Source organism: uncultured Winogradskyella sp., from assembly GCF_947496485.1.
GTDB lineage: Bacteria > Bacteroidota > Bacteroidia > Flavobacteriales > Flavobacteriaceae > Winogradskyella.
The window spans coordinates 1,282,340-1,299,699 of sequence record NZ_CANMCZ010000001.1 but is presented as its reverse complement, the minus strand read 5'-3'; the positions used below and the strand labels follow the sequence as shown (position 1 = coordinate 1,299,699).

18 protein-coding genes are annotated in these 17,360 nt (G+C 33.7%); 15 read left to right on the top strand and 3 right to left on the bottom strand.

The window, feature by feature from the left end:
* Nucleotides 1-48 precede the first annotated feature (48 nt).
* Nucleotides 49-1,320 carry a phosphoribosylamine--glycine ligase gene (gene purD / locus Q0822_RS05515; protein ID WP_299121196.1) on the top strand — a complete coding sequence of 424 codons (1,272 nt, stop codon included), beginning with the start codon at nucleotides 49-51 and terminating at the stop codon, nucleotides 1,318-1,320.
* Between the two features lie 4 nt (nucleotides 1,321-1,324).
* Here purD and Q0822_RS05510 read toward each other — a convergent pair whose 3' ends face one another.
* Nucleotides 1,325-1,552: a uracil phosphoribosyltransferase gene (locus Q0822_RS05510; protein WP_299121194.1), complete on the bottom strand. Its 228-nt coding sequence runs from the start codon at nucleotides 1,550-1,552 to the stop codon at nucleotides 1,325-1,327.
* 40 nt (nucleotides 1,553-1,592) lie between these two features.
* On the opposite strand from Q0822_RS05510, the gene Q0822_RS05505 reads away from it, so the two are divergent.
* Nucleotides 1,593-2,510, top strand: a complete 918-nt coding sequence (locus Q0822_RS05505) for a DUF6427 family protein (RefSeq protein WP_299121192.1) — start codon at nucleotides 1,593-1,595, stop codon at nucleotides 2,508-2,510.
* On the opposite strand, the gene upp is transcribed toward Q0822_RS05505, so the two are convergent.
* Nucleotides 2,499-3,158, bottom strand: coding sequence for a uracil phosphoribosyltransferase (gene upp, locus Q0822_RS05500; protein WP_299121191.1), 660 nt, complete (start codon nucleotides 3,156-3,158; stop codon nucleotides 2,499-2,501). The genes Q0822_RS05505 and upp overlap by 12 nt on opposite strands.
* Before the next feature lie 71 nt (nucleotides 3,159-3,229).
* On the opposite strand from upp, the gene Q0822_RS05495 reads away from it, so the two are divergent.
* Together Q0822_RS05495 and Q0822_RS05490 are read left to right on the top strand one after the other, a co-directional pair.
* Nucleotides 3,230-3,838 carry a DUF4254 domain-containing protein gene (locus Q0822_RS05495; RefSeq protein WP_299121188.1) on the top strand — a complete coding sequence of 203 codons (609 nt, stop codon included), beginning with the start codon at nucleotides 3,230-3,232 and terminating at the stop codon, nucleotides 3,836-3,838.
* A 53-nt stretch (nucleotides 3,839-3,891) separates the two neighbouring features.
* A complete protein-coding gene (locus Q0822_RS05490; RefSeq protein ID WP_299121186.1) occupies nucleotides 3,892-4,914 on the top strand; it encodes a glycosyltransferase family 9 protein in 1,023 nt (340 codons plus the stop codon).
* A 1-nt stretch (nucleotide 4,915) separates the two neighbouring features.
* Here Q0822_RS05490 and Q0822_RS05485 read toward each other — a convergent pair whose 3' ends face one another.
* Nucleotides 4,916-5,974, bottom strand: coding sequence for a ferredoxin--NADP reductase (locus Q0822_RS05485; RefSeq protein ID WP_299121182.1), 1,059 nt, complete (start codon nucleotides 5,972-5,974; stop codon nucleotides 4,916-4,918).
* Between the two features lie 107 nt (nucleotides 5,975-6,081).
* Between Q0822_RS05485 and Q0822_RS05480 the strand changes: the two genes are divergently transcribed.
* The 11 genes from Q0822_RS05480 to atpG all read left to right on the top strand — a co-directional run bounded on the left by Q0822_RS05480 (nucleotide 6,082) and on the right by atpG (nucleotide 17,287).
* Nucleotides 6,082-7,560: a DUF5687 family protein gene (locus Q0822_RS05480; RefSeq protein ID WP_299121180.1), complete on the top strand. Its 1,479-nt coding sequence runs from the start codon at nucleotides 6,082-6,084 to the stop codon at nucleotides 7,558-7,560.
* A gap of 11 nt (nucleotides 7,561-7,571) precedes the next feature.
* Nucleotides 7,572-8,294 carry an ATP-binding cassette domain-containing protein gene (locus tag Q0822_RS05475; protein WP_299121177.1) on the top strand — a complete coding sequence of 241 codons (723 nt, stop codon included), beginning with the start codon at nucleotides 7,572-7,574 and terminating at the stop codon, nucleotides 8,292-8,294.
* 293 nt (nucleotides 8,295-8,587) lie between these two features.
* A complete protein-coding gene (locus Q0822_RS05470) occupies nucleotides 8,588-11,092 on the top strand; it encodes a tetratricopeptide repeat protein (RefSeq protein WP_299121174.1) in 2,505 nt (834 codons plus the stop codon).
* Between the two features lie 17 nt (nucleotides 11,093-11,109).
* Entirely contained in the window at nucleotides 11,110-11,559 is a 450-nt protein-coding gene (locus tag Q0822_RS05465; protein ID WP_299121171.1) for a polymer-forming cytoskeletal protein, read from the top strand.
* Complete coding sequence (locus tag Q0822_RS05460; RefSeq protein ID WP_299121168.1) at nucleotides 11,495-11,758, top strand: AtpZ/AtpI family protein; 264 nt, start codon at nucleotides 11,495-11,497, stop codon at nucleotides 11,756-11,758. Before Q0822_RS05465 ends, Q0822_RS05460 begins: the two co-directional genes overlap by 65 nt.
* A gap of 547 nt (nucleotides 11,759-12,305) precedes the next feature.
* A complete protein-coding gene (gene atpB, locus Q0822_RS05455) occupies nucleotides 12,306-13,406 on the top strand; it encodes a F0F1 ATP synthase subunit A (protein ID WP_299121166.1) in 1,101 nt (366 codons plus the stop codon).
* Between the two features lie 19 nt (nucleotides 13,407-13,425).
* Nucleotides 13,426-13,635 (top strand): ATP synthase F0 subunit C, encoded by a 210-nt coding sequence (gene atpE / locus Q0822_RS05450; protein ID WP_299121164.1) that lies wholly within the window; start codon nucleotides 13,426-13,428, stop codon nucleotides 13,633-13,635.
* Nucleotides 13,636-13,728: 93 nt separating this feature from the next.
* Complete coding sequence (locus Q0822_RS05445; protein ID WP_299121163.1) at nucleotides 13,729-14,223, top strand: F0F1 ATP synthase subunit B; 495 nt, start codon at nucleotides 13,729-13,731, stop codon at nucleotides 14,221-14,223.
* A gap of 5 nt (nucleotides 14,224-14,228) precedes the next feature.
* The gene (gene atpH, locus Q0822_RS05440) at nucleotides 14,229-14,765 is read left to right on the top strand and encodes an ATP synthase F1 subunit delta (RefSeq protein ID WP_299121160.1); all 537 of its coding nucleotides are present in this window, start codon (nucleotides 14,229-14,231) and stop codon (nucleotides 14,763-14,765) included.
* A 28-nt stretch (nucleotides 14,766-14,793) separates the two neighbouring features.
* Nucleotides 14,794-16,374: a F0F1 ATP synthase subunit alpha gene (gene atpA / locus Q0822_RS05435; protein WP_299121157.1), complete on the top strand. Its 1,581-nt coding sequence runs from the start codon at nucleotides 14,794-14,796 to the stop codon at nucleotides 16,372-16,374.
* A 55-nt stretch (nucleotides 16,375-16,429) separates the two neighbouring features.
* Complete coding sequence (gene atpG / locus Q0822_RS05430) at nucleotides 16,430-17,287, top strand: ATP synthase F1 subunit gamma (protein WP_299121155.1); 858 nt, start codon at nucleotides 16,430-16,432, stop codon at nucleotides 17,285-17,287.
* The last annotated feature ends 73 nt before the right edge of the window (nucleotides 17,288-17,360 follow it).

Here is a 17,360-nt window from a genome sequence, read left to right as displayed (position 1 = left end):
GTTTTTTAAGCTCAAAACCAATTATTTTTGCCCAAACAAATTTTAATCATGAATATTTTAGTACTTGGCTCTGGCGGAAGAGAACATACTTTTGCATGGAAATTAGCACAAAGCAAGCGTTGTAAAGCATTATTTGTTGCACCAGGAAACTCTGGAACTGAAGCAATAGCAACAAACTTAAATATTGGTGTTACGGATTTTGAAGTTATAAAAAATTCGGTTATTCAAAATAATATTGATTTAGTTGTTGTTGGTCCCGAGGATCCTTTGGTGCAAGGCATTCATGATTTTTTTCTACAAGACAGCGCCTTAAAAAATGTAGCAGTTATTGGACCACAAAAAGCAGCTGCAGAATTAGAAGGCAGCAAGGAGTTTGCTAAAGAGTTTATGATGCGTCACAACATTCCGACAGCAGCTTATGAGAGTTTCACAAAGCAAAATGTAGAAGAGGGCTATAAATTTTTAGAATCACTAAAACCTCCTTACGTTTTAAAAGCCGACGGTTTAGCAGCAGGGAAAGGAGTTTTAATTCTAAACGATTTAAATGAAGCAAAAGCTGAGCTGAAAAGTATGCTTGTTGATGGCAAATTTGGTGAAGCAAGTACCAAAGTAGTAATTGAAGAATTTTTAGAGGGTATTGAATTAAGCTGTTTTGTCTTAACGGATGGTAAAGACTATAAAATTTTGCCTACCGCAAAAGACTATAAGAGAATTGGAGAAGGTGATACAGGTCTAAATACAGGGGGAATGGGAGCGATTTCACCAGTACCTTTCGCAACAAAAGGATTTTTAGATAGAATAGAAAATGAAATTGTAAAACCAACAGTTGAAGGCTTAAAGAAAGACAACTTACCATACGTTGGCTTCATATTTATTGGTTTAATTAAAGTTGGTGACGATCCTAAAGTGATAGAGTATAACGTTAGAATGGGTGATCCTGAAACTGAAGCAGTTCTACCAAGACTAAAAACGGATTTGGGCGATATTTTTGAAGCTATGGCGACTCAGACATTGTCTGATGTAAACATAGAGATAGACGACAGAGCAACAACAACCATTATGCTAGTTTCTGGTGGTTATCCTGAAGCTTACGAAAAAGGAAAGGAAATTACAGGAATTGAAAGCGTTACAGACTCATTAGTTTTTCACGCTGGCGCAAAAGCGCAAGACGACAAAGTTGTAACGTCTGGCGGAAGAGTCATGGCAGTTACATCCTATGGGAACACTTACCAAGAAGCCGTAAAAAAATCTTATCAAAGTATAGAAAATCTACATTTTGATAAGATGTATTATCGTAAGGATATAGGTTTCGACCTATAATTTGTTATAGGTAAGAGTGCGATGTAACGCTTTTATCCTCTTCGTTATTATCATTGAATTTTTTTAGTTGAAGCATCCAATAGGTAAATGCAACAAAGCCAATAGCCATAAAAATCCACGACATAATGTTGGCACCAAACCAGCTTTCTAACTCTAAAGCTCTTAGTGCATCAAATGGTGCAAATAGACCATCAACAAATAAATCTTGTATTCCATAAAAGAAATCCTTCATATCTTTATAAATTTACAGAGCAAAAATACAAAAAGAGTTAATGATTACAAGCATTTTTAGTAAATCTAAGCCTATAAACTTTATAATAGTTGCGGTTTTTGTCATTTTGCTTTTTGTAATTACAAACTTCACATCACTTTTTAATGATTTTAATAGCACATTAGTAACAGCAGCTAAGCTAGTAATTACGTTATTTTTAATTTTTCTTTTAGACTTTATAGTTGCTAAAAACAACTTAACTCAAAGAAACAGTTATGCTATAATGACTTTTGGATTACTTTTTGGGATGTTTCCTCAGGCTATGAAACATTCAGACCTGTTGTTGTCTAACCTCTTTGTATTTTTTGCATTAAGGCGTTTAATAAGTCTGCACTCTAACCTCCATGTTAAGAAAAAACTATTTGATGCGGGTTTTTGGATTGCCTTAGCAATGCTATTTTATTTTTGGGCTATTTTATTTTTTGCATTGGTCATTGTAGCTTTAATTTACCACTCTCAAAATGAGATAAAAAACACAATAATTCCATTTATTGGCATAGCAACAGTAATTATTCTGCTTTTAGTTTATAACATTATTTTTCAAGACACTTACATTAAACCATCTAATTTTCATCGCTACGCTAGTTTAGATTTTACGGCCTACAATAGCAAATCAAACATATTAAAGCTAACGGTATTATTTACATCCTTGATTTGGACGCTTGTATATTATTTTAGAACCTTACCAGACAAAAATAAAAAACTAAGACCCTCATATTTTTTAATTGCTTGGGCCTCAATCATGGCAATTTTAGTTGCGGTTATTGCACCAGTTAAAAATGGAAGTGAGTTTTTGTTTTTATTCGCTCCTTTTTCAATAATTATGGGAAATTATATCGAAGTGATTTCTGAACGTTGGTTTAAAGAAGTATTTGTAACACTTTTAATTATTACTCCAATAATTAGTTTATTGCTGTAGCTTATTACCAAAAGCCAAATCACCCGCATCACCTAAACCAGGAATAATATAACCCTTATCGTTAAGTGTATCATCTATGGCAGCAATCCAGAGATGTGTATCTGATTGAAAAGCGTTAGCCACATAATCCACACCTTTTTGAGCACCAATAACACTAACTAAATGAATTTCTTTGGGAGTGCCAAAAGGCTTTAAAGCTTCAAATGTAGCTACCATAGATTGCCCAGTTGCTAACATTGGGTCAGCCAGAATCAAAGTTTTACCCTCTATGCTTGGGCAAGCCAAATACTCAACTACAATTTCGAAGCTTTCAGGATTGTGTTTGTGTTGTCTATAAGCAGAGATAAAAGCATTTTCCGCTGCGTCAAAGTAATTAAGTAAACCACTGTGAAGTGGAACACCAGCCCTAAGAATTGAACACAGTACAACATCACTTTTGTGCAAAACAGTATTGGAAATTCCCAATGGAGTTTTGGTTTTATGAGCGTCAAAATGAAGTGATTTGCTTAATTCATAACCCAAGATTTCACCAATACGCTCAATATTGCGTCTAAAGCGCATACTATCTTTTTGAATGACTTTATCTCTAATTTCAGAAATAAAAGTGTTTAAAATTGAAGGAGTTTTAGCCAGGTTGTGAATTTGCATAGAATGGTGTTTTGTTGAGTGGCTAAGTTAATAATTCAAACTATATTTGCATATTATAAATAGATTTCAACATGTTTTCAGAAAAAGCCAATACTATATTCCAAGATGTAATAAAGACTTACAAGGTTTTAAATACAGTAGATCAACCTTTTTCAAACAAGTATGATAAAAATGACGATTTAATCGCACATTTATTGTACAGAAAATCCTGGATAGATACTGTTCAGTGGGCTTACGAGGATATTATCAGAGATCCTAATATCGATCCAATTGCGGCTTTAAAGCTAAAACGTATGATTGATGCCTCCAACCAAGACAGAACAGATACTGTTGAGTTTATTGATAGTTATTTTTTAGATAAATATAAAAGCGTTGAGGTAAAACCAAATGCTAAAATAAATTCTGAAAGTCCGGCTTGGGCAATAGATAGACTTTCAATTTTAGCCTTGAAAATACACCACATGCATATCGAAACTGTGAGGGAAGATGCTAGTGATGCCCACAAGAAGGCATGTCAGAAGAAACTAGATGTTTTATTGGAACAGCGAATAGATTTAAGTACTGCAATTGATGATTTGTTGGAAGATATTTCTAATGGAGATAAGTACATGAAAGTTTATAAGCAAATGAAAATGTACAATGATGATGAGCTTAATCCTGTTTTAAGAGGACAGAAGTAACTCATTAACCTTATGTCAGTCTGAGCTTGTCGAAGACTTTTTAACTAAGCTCGATGCCAAACTCGAAACATATACTAGTCATTAGGTTCTCTGCTATGGGAGACGTGGCAATGACAGTACCTATTATTAGAGCCTTAACAGAACAACATCCTGAAGTTAAAATTACGGTAGTTACGAGAGCTTTCTTCAAACCTTTCTTTTCAGATTTAAAAAACGTTGAAGTGTATTCAGCAGATTTAAAAGGAAAACATAATGGTGTTTCGGGACTTTATAAACTTTCAAAGGAACTAAAAGCTCTACAATTCGATGCTATTGCAGATTTGCACAATGTGCTACGAAGTAAAATTTTAAAATTCTTTTTTATTGGTAAAAAGGTGGTTCAACTCGATAAAGGTAGAACAGAAAAAAGGGCATTGACTTCTGGGAAATTATTTCAGCAGTTAAAAACGACGCATCAGCGTTATAAGGATGTTTTTGAAAACCTAGGTTACTCAGTAGATTTATCTAACCCAAAGTTTCCTAATCCAAAACAGTTAAGCGAAAACTTAAATGAGTTTATATCAAACAAAGAAAAAAGAACGGTCGGAATTGCGCCTTTTGCAGCCCATAAAAGTAAAATGTATCCATTAGAAAAAATGGAGGAAGTGATTTCAAAAGTTTCTAAAGATCATAATATTATTTTATTTGGAGGTGGAGAAAAAGAAGTTGAGGTTTTAAATCGGTTTGAATCAAAATTCAATAATGTATCGTCCGTTGCAGGAAGATTAAAGCTAGAAGAAGAATTAAATCTGATTTCAAATTTAGATGTGATGCTATCTATGGATTCTGGAAATGCGCACATTGCAGCAATGTTAGGTATAAAAGTGATTACAATTTGGGGAGTAACACATCCTTTCGCTGGTTTTGCGCCATTTAACCAACCTAGCCATTATGCATTATTGGCGGACAGAGAACAATACACATTAATACCAACTTCGGTTTATGGGAATAAATTCCCTGAAGGTTATGAAAATGCCGCAGGAAGCGTTTCAGTAGATACTATAATTAGCAAAGTAAAAGCACTTCTAGAAATCTAAACTAAACATCATCATAATCTACAATCAAACTATCTGAAGTAGGATGCGCTTGGCAAGTTAAAATTAATCCTTCAGCAACTTCACCATCAGTAAGAATGTTATTCTGTCGCATTTTAGCCTCGCCTTCTGTTAATCTGGCGATACAACTACTGCAAATACCACCTTGGCAAGAATAAGGCGCATCAATATCTTGTTTTAGTGCCGCTTCAAGAATAGTTTTTTCCTTAGACATTTCAAACTCAAATTCTTCGTCATCAACAAGCACTTTAATTTTTGAATTTCCTGATAACTTTTCTGTATTAGAGTCAGATTCTGTTTCCACAGGAACAGTAAATAATTCAAATAAAATCGCTTTCTCTTTTACACCATTTTCAATCAAAACCTCTTTTACGGTATGAATCATTTGTTCTGGTCCACAGAGATAAAAGTTTTCAATGGTAACACCCTTGTACTTATTTTTCATAATAAGATTAACCGTACTTTTTTCAATACGTCCAAATAAAGCACCTTCTTCGTTTAACTGACTATAAATAAAATGCACATGAAAACGATTACCATAATGTGCTTGTAATTCTACAAGCTCTTTAAAAAACATGGTGTTTTCCGAAGATTTATTTCCATAAATTAACACAAAATTACTGAAGGGCTCGTCCTCCAACAGTGTTTTGGCAATACTTAAAATCGGAGTAATACCACTTCCAGCTGCAAATGCAGCAATAGTTCTTGTTTTAGCATCGTTGGCTTCAAAAACAAAACGACCGTTTGGAATAGAGACATCAATAGCATCTCCGGCTTTAAGTTGAGAATTGGCATAGACAGAAAAAGTTCCGCCCTCTACTGCTTTTACCGCGACTGTTACTTCTCCACTATTTTTAGAGGAACAAATAGAATAATCTCTTCTAACTTCTTCTCCGTTAATAGCGGTCTTAAGCGTTATGTATTGCCCAGCCTTAAAGCTAAAATCTTCTTTTAAGTTTTCAGGAACATCAAATGAAATAGCTATTGATTGTGCAGTTACTTTTTCAACTGACTTTATATTAAGGGTATGAAATTGTGACATTAATGTAATTTTTTTGCAAAAATAAGGAAGCTAGCACTAAAGTTAACTTTGTTTGTAACAAATTAACGATTATGTTTACTAATATGAAAAACTAACCAATAACAACTATGATAAAACACTTCATTAATCTAGAGTGGAAACAGTATTTTCGTTCTTCTTATTGGCAAAAGAGTTTAGGTCTAAATATTCTACTAGTGTTTTTCGCACTATACTTTATTGTCATTTTTTTAGGCCTTGGTTTTGGACTACTTCCTATTCTTAAAAAACTTTTTCCAGAGCAAGACCCTTTTGTAGTCGCAAACGGATTTTTGTTTTTCTGGATCATGGTGGACCTCATGATGCGTTTCTTTTTACAGAAACTGCCAGTAATGAGTGTAAAGCCTTTACTAACATTGCCAATCAAAAGATCTACAGTGGTCAATTATGTTTTAGGAAAATCAGCCCTGTCCTTCTTTAACTTTTTGCCATTATTCGCTATTATCCCTTTTAGCATAATGTTGATTGCCGATGGTTATGCAGCATCACAGATATTAACATGGATGTTCACCATGATTATTATTGTGCTAATCATAAATTTCTTCAACTTTATTATTGAAGCTTTTTCGGCAGAAAAAGAATTGTCTTTTTTACCCTTAATAGTGGTGGTTGGAACTTTATATGGCTTAGATTATTTTAATGTATTACCAATTAAATCAGCTATTGGAGATGCATTATTGGCAATTTCTAATAATCCGATTTTAGTTCTTATTCCATTAGGTGTTTTGGCGTTGTGCTATTGGTATAATTTCAAATTACTAAGGGATAAACTGTTTTTGGATAGCTCTTTAAAATCTAAGGTGACTGAGGTAAAAGCAGCAGATTTATCTTGGACAAGACATTTTGGGGATATTGCGCCTTTTATGCAATTAGATTTAAAGCTAATTTGGAGAAATAAGCGTACAAAATCGTCTGTATTCATTATGGTGATTGGATTGGTGTATGGCTTATTTTTCTACCCTCAACCGATGTATAGAGACATGGTTTGGTTGTTTCCATTTATAGGCATATTTGTAACAGGGATTTTCCTTATTAATTTTGGACAGTTTATTCCAGCTTGGGATAGCGGTTATTACAAGATGTTGATGAGTCAAAATATTAAGTACGAACAGTATTTAAGATCAAAGTTTGTCTTAATGATTCTAAGTGTTGGTATAATGTTCGTTTTAAGTATACCATATGTGTATTTCGGTTGGAAAATTTTAATCGCTCATTTTGCAGCTGCTATATACAACATTGGTGTTAACTCCCATGTGATTCTTTTTGGGGGTTCATTCAACAGAAAAAAGATAGACCTAAACCAAAGAGCTGCATTTAACTATCAAGGTACTGGTGCAGTGCAATGGATTATAGGTTTGCCATTAATGCTTTTACCAATGGGAATTTTTGCAATAATAAATTGGTTATTTGGTTTCGAAACAGGTATTGCAGTGCTTATCTTAATGGGTATAGCAGGTATTGTTCTACATAAAAAACTAATGAAACTAATCACAAAACGTTATTTAGATTCAAAATATAAAATGATTGACGCCTTTAGTCAAGACAGTTAAAAAATCAACAAATGATACATACAAAAGACCTTTCAAAATCATATAACGGAACTACGGTTCTTAATGTAGAAGAATTAAGTATTCCTAAAGGCCAAAGTTTTGGTTTAGTTGGTAACAATGGAGCTGGTAAAACTACCTATTTCAGTTTATTGCTAGATTTAATAAAACCTTCAACAGGAAATATTACTAGTAACAGTATAGTGGTAGATGAAAGTGAAGATTGGAAACCTTTTACATCATCTTTTATAGACGAAAGTTTCTTAATCGGCTATTTAACACCAGAAGAATACTTTTATTTTATTGGAGACTTACGTGGGCAAAATAAAGCAGATGTAGATGCATTAACCTCTAAGTTTGAAGATTTCTTTAATGGCGAAATCATAGGAAAGAAAAAATACCTGAGAGACTTAAGTAAAGGAAATCAAAAGAAAGCTGGTATTGTTGCGGCACTTATTGGCAACCCAGAGGTTATTATTCTAGATGAGCCTTTTGCTAATCTAGACCCAACAACTCAAATTCGCTTAAAACAAATCCTTAAAGATTTGGCAGAAAAACAAGGAGTCACCATTTTGGTGTCTAGTCATGATTTAATGCATGTTACAGATGTGTGTGAGCGTATTGTTGTTTTAGAAAAAGGAAATGTTATTAAGGATTTAGAAACTAATCCAGCAACCTTAAAAGAACTTGAAGCACATTTTGCAAGTAGCACTATGGCTAACCAAGAAGAAGAATAACAACCAATCTATATATATTATCAAAGCTCGTAATTATTTTAGTTACGGGCTTTTTTATGCTTTAACGTATTGTATTACCTCGAAAAACACTGAAATAACATCAAAAATTCAAAAAGATGTTTATTTTTACCACTTAACACACTAAACACCCAACATTTTAGTTATCTATTAACCAAATAGAACCAACGTTGAAGACCTATTACAAAATCATATTACCTCTTTTTTGTGCGGCATTTGTCGCCCAAGGTTGCTCACGAAAAAAAGATAAGTTTCTCAACAGAAGTTTTCACGCCTTGGGTACTAAATATAATGTACTCTATAACGGCAACTTAGCTTTAGAGCGTGGAAAGGAGGGTGTTAACGATGCATTTACAGAGAATTTTTGGGAACTTTTACCTGTTGAACGCATGAAGTTAGAGGAAGATATTTTTCTTCCTGGGCAATCAAAAAACGCAGATTTTGATAGGGCCGAAGAAAAAGCGATTAAAGCCATTCAGGTTCATGGGATGAACATAGAAGGTAAAGAAAAAAACCCGCAGATCGATGAAGCCTATTTACTTTTAGGAAAAGCACGTTATTTCGACCAACGTTTTGTACCAGCTTTGGCAGCTTTCAATAATATTCTCAATAAGTATCCTACTAGTGATAAAATTAATCAGGTTAAAATATGGCGAGAAAAAACGAGTATTCGCTTAGACAATAATGAAGGTGCGATTAAAAAGCTAAAACGCCTCCTTGAAGAAGAAGACCTAGAAGATCAAGATTTAGCAGATGCAAAAGCTGCTTTAGCTCATGCTTATATTAATTTAAAGCACAAGGATAGTGCGTTAATAGAGTTGGCAATTGCCGCAGAACAAACCAAAATTAAAAACGAAAAAGCACGCTATCATTTTATAAGAGGTCAATTGTATAATGAGTTTGGTAAAAAAGACAGTGCTAATATTGAGTTTGATGCTATTATAGATATGCATCGTCAAATTCCAAGAGCTTTTTATATTAATGCACATCTTCAAAAATCTAACAATTTTGACACTGCAGATGGTGACTTAATTGAATTTCAAGAATATCTTACTGAACTAGAAGAAAATAGAGAGAATAGACCTTTTTTAGATAAAATCTATTATAGGATTGCAGAATTTCATCGCAATGAAGCTTCAGATAGTCTTTCGGAAGTGTACTACAACAAATCGCTTCGTAAAATTACTTCGGATAAATACTTAAAATCTCTAAATTATGAGACGCTAGGTAACATGTATTTTGACCGAAATGTTTATAAAACTGCAGGAGCGTATTACGATAGTACAATGACTTCCATGGTTCAGAACTCAAAACCCTATAGAGTTATAAAAAGAAAACGCGAAAATCTTGACGATGTAATTTACTATGAAGGTATTGCTCAAACTAATGATAGTATTTTAAATATTATTAAGCTTCCAAAAGAAGAACAATTGGCCATCTATGCAGAACATGCCGAAAATTTGAGACTGAAAGCTTTAGAAGAACAAAAGCAAAAAGAAGAAGCTTTAGATAAGCAACAAAATCAGGCTACACAAGCTACCAATGTTAACCAAAGAAGCTTAAGTAGTCCAAGCAATCCACCAGGATTAGCTAGAAACCAAAGCACTAAAGACAATAATAGTGGTAATAGCCGTTTCTATTTTTATAATCCTACAACGGTTGCTTATGGCAAAAATGAATTTTTAAAACTTTGGGGTGATCGTAAGCTTCAGGATAATTGGAGACTTTCTGACCAACGGGCTAGTATAGTGACAACTACAACAGATGGAGAGGTAAAAGATTTAGTAGAAGATGAACGTTTTAATCCCGAAACATACTTGGCGTCACTTCCAACAAAGCAAAGTGAAATTGATAGTATTGCAAAAGAAAGAAACTTTGCATATTATCAACTGGGAATTATTTACAAGGAGAAATTTAAAGAGTATCAATTAGCAAAGACTAAGCTCGAAAAACTTTTAGAAAACAATCCTGAAGACCGATTGATTTTACCTTCAAAGTATAATTTATATAGGATTTACATTGAATTGGGATTAAATAGAAAGGCAGAAACGATTAAAAGCGATATCATAAAAAACTATCCAGAATCGCGCTATGCCGAAATTCTATTAAACCCACAATCCGAGTTATCTAAAGACAAAAATAGTCCTGAAGCAATCTATAAAAGATTATACGAGCAATTTAATAACGAAGAATACGCTGAGGTCATTGCGGAGGCAGAAGCTCAAATAAAACGATTAGAAGGGGATGATTTTGTGCCTAAATTCGAAATACTAAAAACTTCAGCCAATGGGAGACTTTTTGGTTTTGAAGCCTACAAGCAAGGCATCGATTACATTGCCTTAACATATCCCAATACAGAAGAAGGTAAAAAAGCACAAGACATTATGCAGGATGCAATTCCTGTATTAGCGAAAAAGGAATTTTTAACAGACGAGAAGGCCCAAAAATTTAATGTGATATATCAGTTTGACAACAATTCTGGTGAAGATATTGACGCCTTCATAAAGATTTTAGATGAAGAGGTAGCAAAAATAAAATATTTCGACCTTTCAACCTCAAAGGATGTTTATGACGAAAACACTACCTTTGTAGTTGTTCATGGCTTAAAAAGTATTGGTGGAGCTAGTGGTTTTGCTCAAATACTTCTGTCAGATGAAAAAGACAAAAGAGGAAGACCAGTAAAACCAAAAATCACAAAAGAGTATTTTGCCATTTCATCACCAAACTATGCTATTATTCAACGACATAAAAACTTAAATGCATATTTAAAACTACAATAAATTAAAACCAAATCAACATGTTTTCTTCAGATAACAAAAAACCAAAACAACAAACAACTATGGAAACAAGTACATCTCAGAATATCATAGCACAAGGCACTAAAATAGTAGGCGATATAGCAAGTCAAGGCCCTTTTAGAATAGACGGAACCGTTGAGGGTAACGTAAAAACATCTGGCAAAATAGTAGTAGGTAAATCCGGATTTATCAAAGGTACATTACAAGGAGAAAATGCTGATTTTGAAGGAAAATTTTCAGGTAAACTAATTTTATCAGGAACATTATCACTTAAATCTACTGCACACATCGAAGGTGAAGTACACATAACTAAATTAGCTGTAGAACCAGGTGCAGCATTTAATGCTACATGTAGTATGAAGGGTACAGTTAAAGCCTTATCTAATGAGCAAGCTAAACCACAACAAGCAGCAGCGCAAACCAGTACAAGACCAGAAAGACAGGCTTAATTCTTATGCACGCTTTTCAGGTATTGCAATTCAAATGTTCGCTATAATTGGTGTGGGGACTTTTATTGGTGTAAAACTCGATGAAAATTACCCTAACAAACACAACCTATACACCTTAGTATTTGCTTTAAGTTCCGTTATAGCTTCAATTGTTTATGTAATAAGACGTATTATTGCAGCCTCAAAAGATGATCAATAAATTAAAATGGAAGATTTTAAAAAGCGGCAAATAGCTTTTCTACTGCAATTAATAGGTGTTAGTATCTTATTGTTCGCGATACATAGTTACCTATTGTATCACTTTGTAAAAGAAACTACATTCTTTCTTCCGATTTGGCAGATTTATACGTTTCATTTCATTATCACTTTACTGTTTTATTCTATTATCAACTATAGGTTTTCGTCTGGCAAAAAAGAAATTTTCAATCTATTCATGATAATGACGTTTCTTAAAATGATTTTAGCGATATTGTTTTTATTACCATTATTGCTCTCAGACTTTGAAAATAAACAGCCAGATGTTTTCAATTTTTTTATTCCATATTTCTTGTATTTGTTTTTTGAAGTTTTTGCCTTAACTAAATTTCTTCAAAAATCTTAAAAACAAATTTTAAAACACCTATAAATCAGCGGTTTTAATCGATAAAAAGCCATTTAAAATTATAGACAAATTATTATTTGTCAATTCATTTAATGTGTGTACATTTGCACCGAATTTAAAGCAAGGTATTTTTAAGCCCGTTAGAATGAGAATAAACACCTTTAAAAACATAATATTATCTGCGTTATTTATAACTACATTTAATATTGGTTTTGCCTCTGAAACTAAAGAAGGAGGAGACGAAAAAGAATTCGACGCAAATGAAATGATTATGCATCACGTTAAGGATGCATATGGTATGCACATCATTACCCTAAACGAAGGTAAAGAAGACGAGCACCACATTAGTATTCCTCTTCCTGTTATACTGTGGACAGACAATGGTTTAACAACTTTTATGTCTTCAGAATTTCATCATGATTATAATGGTAAAGTTATTGTTGAAAAAAATGGAGGTCGCTTCGTAAACGTTCATGAAAAAATCTATCAGTTAAATGATGGCGAATCAATAGTATCATACGATGCAGAGCATCATCCTACGAATGCAAAAATGCCTTTAGACTTTTCTATTACTAGAAATGTTTTCATGATGTGGGTTTCTGTTGCGGTTTTACTATTTATATTCTTTTCTGCCGCACGTAGTTACAGGAAAAGTGAAAATAATGTACCATCAGGACTAGGCAGCTTTGTAGAGCCTTTAGTAGTTTTTGTGCGTGATGAAATTGGGAAACCAATGATTGGTGAGCACAAGTACAAGAAATACATGCCATATCTATTAACTGTATTTTTCTTTATTTGGATCAATAATATTTTTGGCTTGATTCCAATTTTTAATGGAGCCAATCTTAGTGGAAATATCGCATTTACTTTAACTCTGGCGTTTATAACTTTTGTAATTACAACATTTAGTGGAAATAAAAACTATTGGAAGCATATTTTTTGGATGCCAGGAGTACCTGTACCAATGAAAATATTTTTAATGCCAATTGAAATTATTGGAATGTTTACAAAGCCAATTTCCCTGATGATTCGTTTGTTTGCCAATATCACAGCGGGTCACATCATTATTTTGGCACTATACTCATTAATATTCATCTTTAAGACTGAGTTTATGGGATTAGTATCCGTTCCTTTTGCATTATTTATTGGAATTATAGAAATTATTGTAACAGCAATACAAGCATATATATTTACAGTGTTGTCAGCTCTTTATTTTGGTATGGCAACTGAAGAAGCACATCATTAATTAATTTAAATTTTATATTATGACTATTACAGGAATCGCGGCTTTAGGAGCTGGTTTAGCAGCCATTGGAGCTGGTATTGGTATTGGTAAAATCGGTGGATCTGCTATGGAAGCAATGGCACGTCAACCAGAGATGCACGGTAAGATTCAATCTTCTGCATTGATTTTAGCAGCATTCGTTGAAGCGGTAGCTTTATTCGGTGTGGTTGCAGCCATTATCTTAAAGTAATTAAATTAAACACAGAAGTAACGGTTGGTTGCTTCTGTGTTAACTAATTTAAATGGTTATAGAACTAAAATTTATATTTAAACAATATATCAAATGGAATTAATTAAACCAGGTTTTGGATTAGTCTTTTGGACATTAATCACATTTTTAATCTTACTATTTATTCTAAGAAAATTCGCTTGGAAACCAATTTTAGGTGCTGTAAGCGAAAGAGAAGAGGGCATCAAAGATGCTCTAGCTTCAGCTGAAAATGCACGTAAAGAGATGGAAAATCTTACTGCTGATAACGAACGTATTTTACAAGAAGCACGTGCTGAGCGCGAAGCGATGTTAAAAGATGCTCGCGACATGAAGAACAAAATTGTTTCAGACGCCAAAGATGAAGCTCAAGCCCAAGCAAGTAAAATGATAGAGCAAGCGCAATTAGCAATAGAAAGTGAAAAGAAAGCAGCAATGGCAGAATTAAAGAGTCATGTAGCAGGATTATCACTAGATATTGCAGAAAAAGTAGTGCGTGATGAATTATCTAACAAAGACAAGCAATTAAAGTTGGTTGAAGATATGTTAGGTGAAGCAACTTTAAACTAAAATAAATGTCAGGATCAAGAGCAGCAATACGTTATGCAAAAGCAGTTTTAAGCTTAGCAACAGATCAAAAATCTGCGGAGGCTGTAAACAGTGATATGAAATCTATCACTAATGCAATTGCACAGAGTGAAGATTTAAATCAGATGCTTCAAAGTCCTGTAGTAAGATCTTCAGATAAGAAAGCTGTATTAACATCGGTATTTAAAAATGCTAATGTTGCTACAACTAATCTTATTGATACTTTAATCTCTAATAAGAGACTAGCGCTTTTAAATGATGTAGCTGCTAGTTATACAGAGTTATATGATCACATGAGAGGAACTCAAGTTGCAACAGTGACAACAGCAGTGCCTTTAACAGCAGATTTAAAAACTAAAGTATTAGCTAAAGTAAAAGAACTTACTGGTAAGGAAGCAGAAGTAGAAAATATAATAGATGAAAGCATTTTAGGTGGTTTCATTCTTCGAGTAGGTGATATTCAGTATAATGCTAGTATCGCAAATAAGCTCGATAAATTAAAAAGAGAATTTACATTAAATTAAGATAATATCTATCTAATATAAATAAAAGATGGCAGAAGTAAAACCAGCTGAAATATCAGCAATCTTAAAACAACAACTTTCAGGTTTTGAAGCAGGAGCTTCATTAGACGAAGTAGGAACAGTATTAACTGTAGGTGATGGTATTGTACGTGCTTATGGATTGGCTAACGCACAATATGGTGAATTAGTAGAATTCGATGGTGGTGCAGAAGGAATTGTACTTAACCTTGAAGAAGATAACGTAGGTATTGTACTTTTAGGTACTTCAGTAGGAGTAAAAGAAGGGTCTACAGTAAAACGTACGGAACGTATCGCATCTGTAAAAGTAGGTGAAGGTATTGTTGGACGTGTTGTAGATACTTTGGGTAACCCAATTGATGGTAAAGGACCAATTGCTGGCGAAACATACGAAATGCCTTTAGAGCGTAAAGCACCAGGTGTTATATATAGAGAGCCAGTAACTGAGCCAATGCAAACAGGTATTAAGGCAATTGATGCTATGATTCCAGTTGGTAGAGGGCAACGTGAGTTGGTAATTGGTGACCGTCAAACTGGTAAAACAGCTGTTTGTATTGATACTATTATAAACCAAAAAGAATTTTACGATGCAGGTGAGCCTGTATATTGTATATATGTTGCTGTAGGTCAAAAGGCTTCAACTGTAGCTCTAATTGCTAAAACTCTAGAAGAAAAAGGAGCTCTAGCGTATACTACAATAGTAGCTGCAAACGCATCAGATCCCGCTGCAATGCAAGTATATGCACCAATGACTGGAGCATCTATTGGAGAATACTTTAGAGATACTGGTCGTCCAGCCTTAATTGTCTTTGATGATTTATCAAAGCAAGCTGTTGCTTACCGTGAAGTATCTTTATTATTAAGACGTCCTCCGGGACGTGAGGCATATCCTGGTGATGTATTTTATTTACACTCAAGATTATTAGAACGTTCTGCGAAAATCATTAATAATGATGCCATTGCTAAAGAAATGAATGATCTACCAGATTCGCTTAAGCCAATGGTTAAAGGTGGTGGTTCATTAACAGCTTTACCAATTATTGAAACACAAGCAGGTGACGTATCGGCATATATTCCAACGAACGTAATTTCGATTACAGATGGTCAGATATTCTTAGATGGTGATTTATTTAACTCGGGTGTTCGTCCAGCAATTAACGTAGGTATCTCTGTATCTCGTGTTGGTGGTAATGCACAGATTAAATCAATGAAGAAAGTATCTGGAACATTAAAATTAGATCAAGCGCAGTACCGTGAATTAGAAGCGTTTGCTAAGTTTGGTTCAGATTTAGATGCCTCAACTTTAAATGTAATTGAAAAAGGAAAGCGTAATGTTGAAATCTTAAAACAAGCGCAAAATGATCCTTTTAGAGTAGAAGATCAAGTTGCTATTATATACGCAGGTTCTAAGAACTTATTAAGAGACGTTCCTGTTGAGAAAGTAAGAGAATTTCAGCGCGATTATTTAGAGTTCCTTAAAGCGAAGCATAGTGACGTTTTGAGTACTTTAAAAGCAGGTAAATTAACTGATGAGGTAATTGACACATTAACAAATGTAGCTAAAGACCTTACAGGAAAGTATAGAGGATAAAATCTTTGTCATCCTGAACTTGTTTTAGGATCTCAAATAATGTCAAAAAGAGATTATGGCAAACTTAAAAGAAATACGTAACAGAATATCATCAGTATCTTCTACGATGCAGATTACTAGTGCCATGAAAATGGTATCGGCTGCCAAGTTAAAGAAAGCTCAAGATGCTATTACTGCGATGCGTCCTTACTCTAATAAGTTAACAGAATTACTTCAGAGTTTAAGTGCAACATTAGATGCAGATTCTGGTAGTAAGTACGCTGTTCAGAGAGAGGTAAATAATGTTTTAATTGTAGCTATTACTTCTAATAGAGGGTTATGTGGTGCTTTTAACTCTAACATCATTAAACAGACTAATGCTTTAATTAGTGATTATTCAGACAAAAGTGTATCTGTTTTAGCAATTGGTAAAAAAGCTAACGATGCTTTTGCAAAACAAGATAGAGTCATAGCGAACAAAAGTGAAGTTTTCGATGATTTAACTTTTGATAATGTTGCGGAAATAGCAGAGATGCTAATGGAAAAATTTGTTAGTGGTGATTTCGACAAGATTGAATTAGTATACAATAGCTTTAAAAATGCAGCAACTCAAATCGTAATGACGGAGCAATTTTTACCGATTGTTCCTGTTGAGGGAGACGCTGATGTAAATTTAGATTACATTTTTGAACCTTCTAAACAAGAGATTGTTGAGACTTTAATTCCTAAGTCATTAAAAACGCAATTGTTTAAAGGTATTAGAGATTCTTTTGCTTCTGAGCATGGTGCACGTATGACAGCAATGCACAAAGCCACAGATAATGCAACGGAGTTAAGAGATCAGTTGAAATTAACTTATAACAAAGCAAGACAAGCAGCGATTACTAACGAAATCCTAGAGATTGTTGGTGGTGCGGAAGCATTGAATAATTAAGATTTGTCATGCTGAATTTGTTTCAGTATCTTAAAATAGTATAAAACCTAACTTTAAAGAGTTAGGTTTTTTT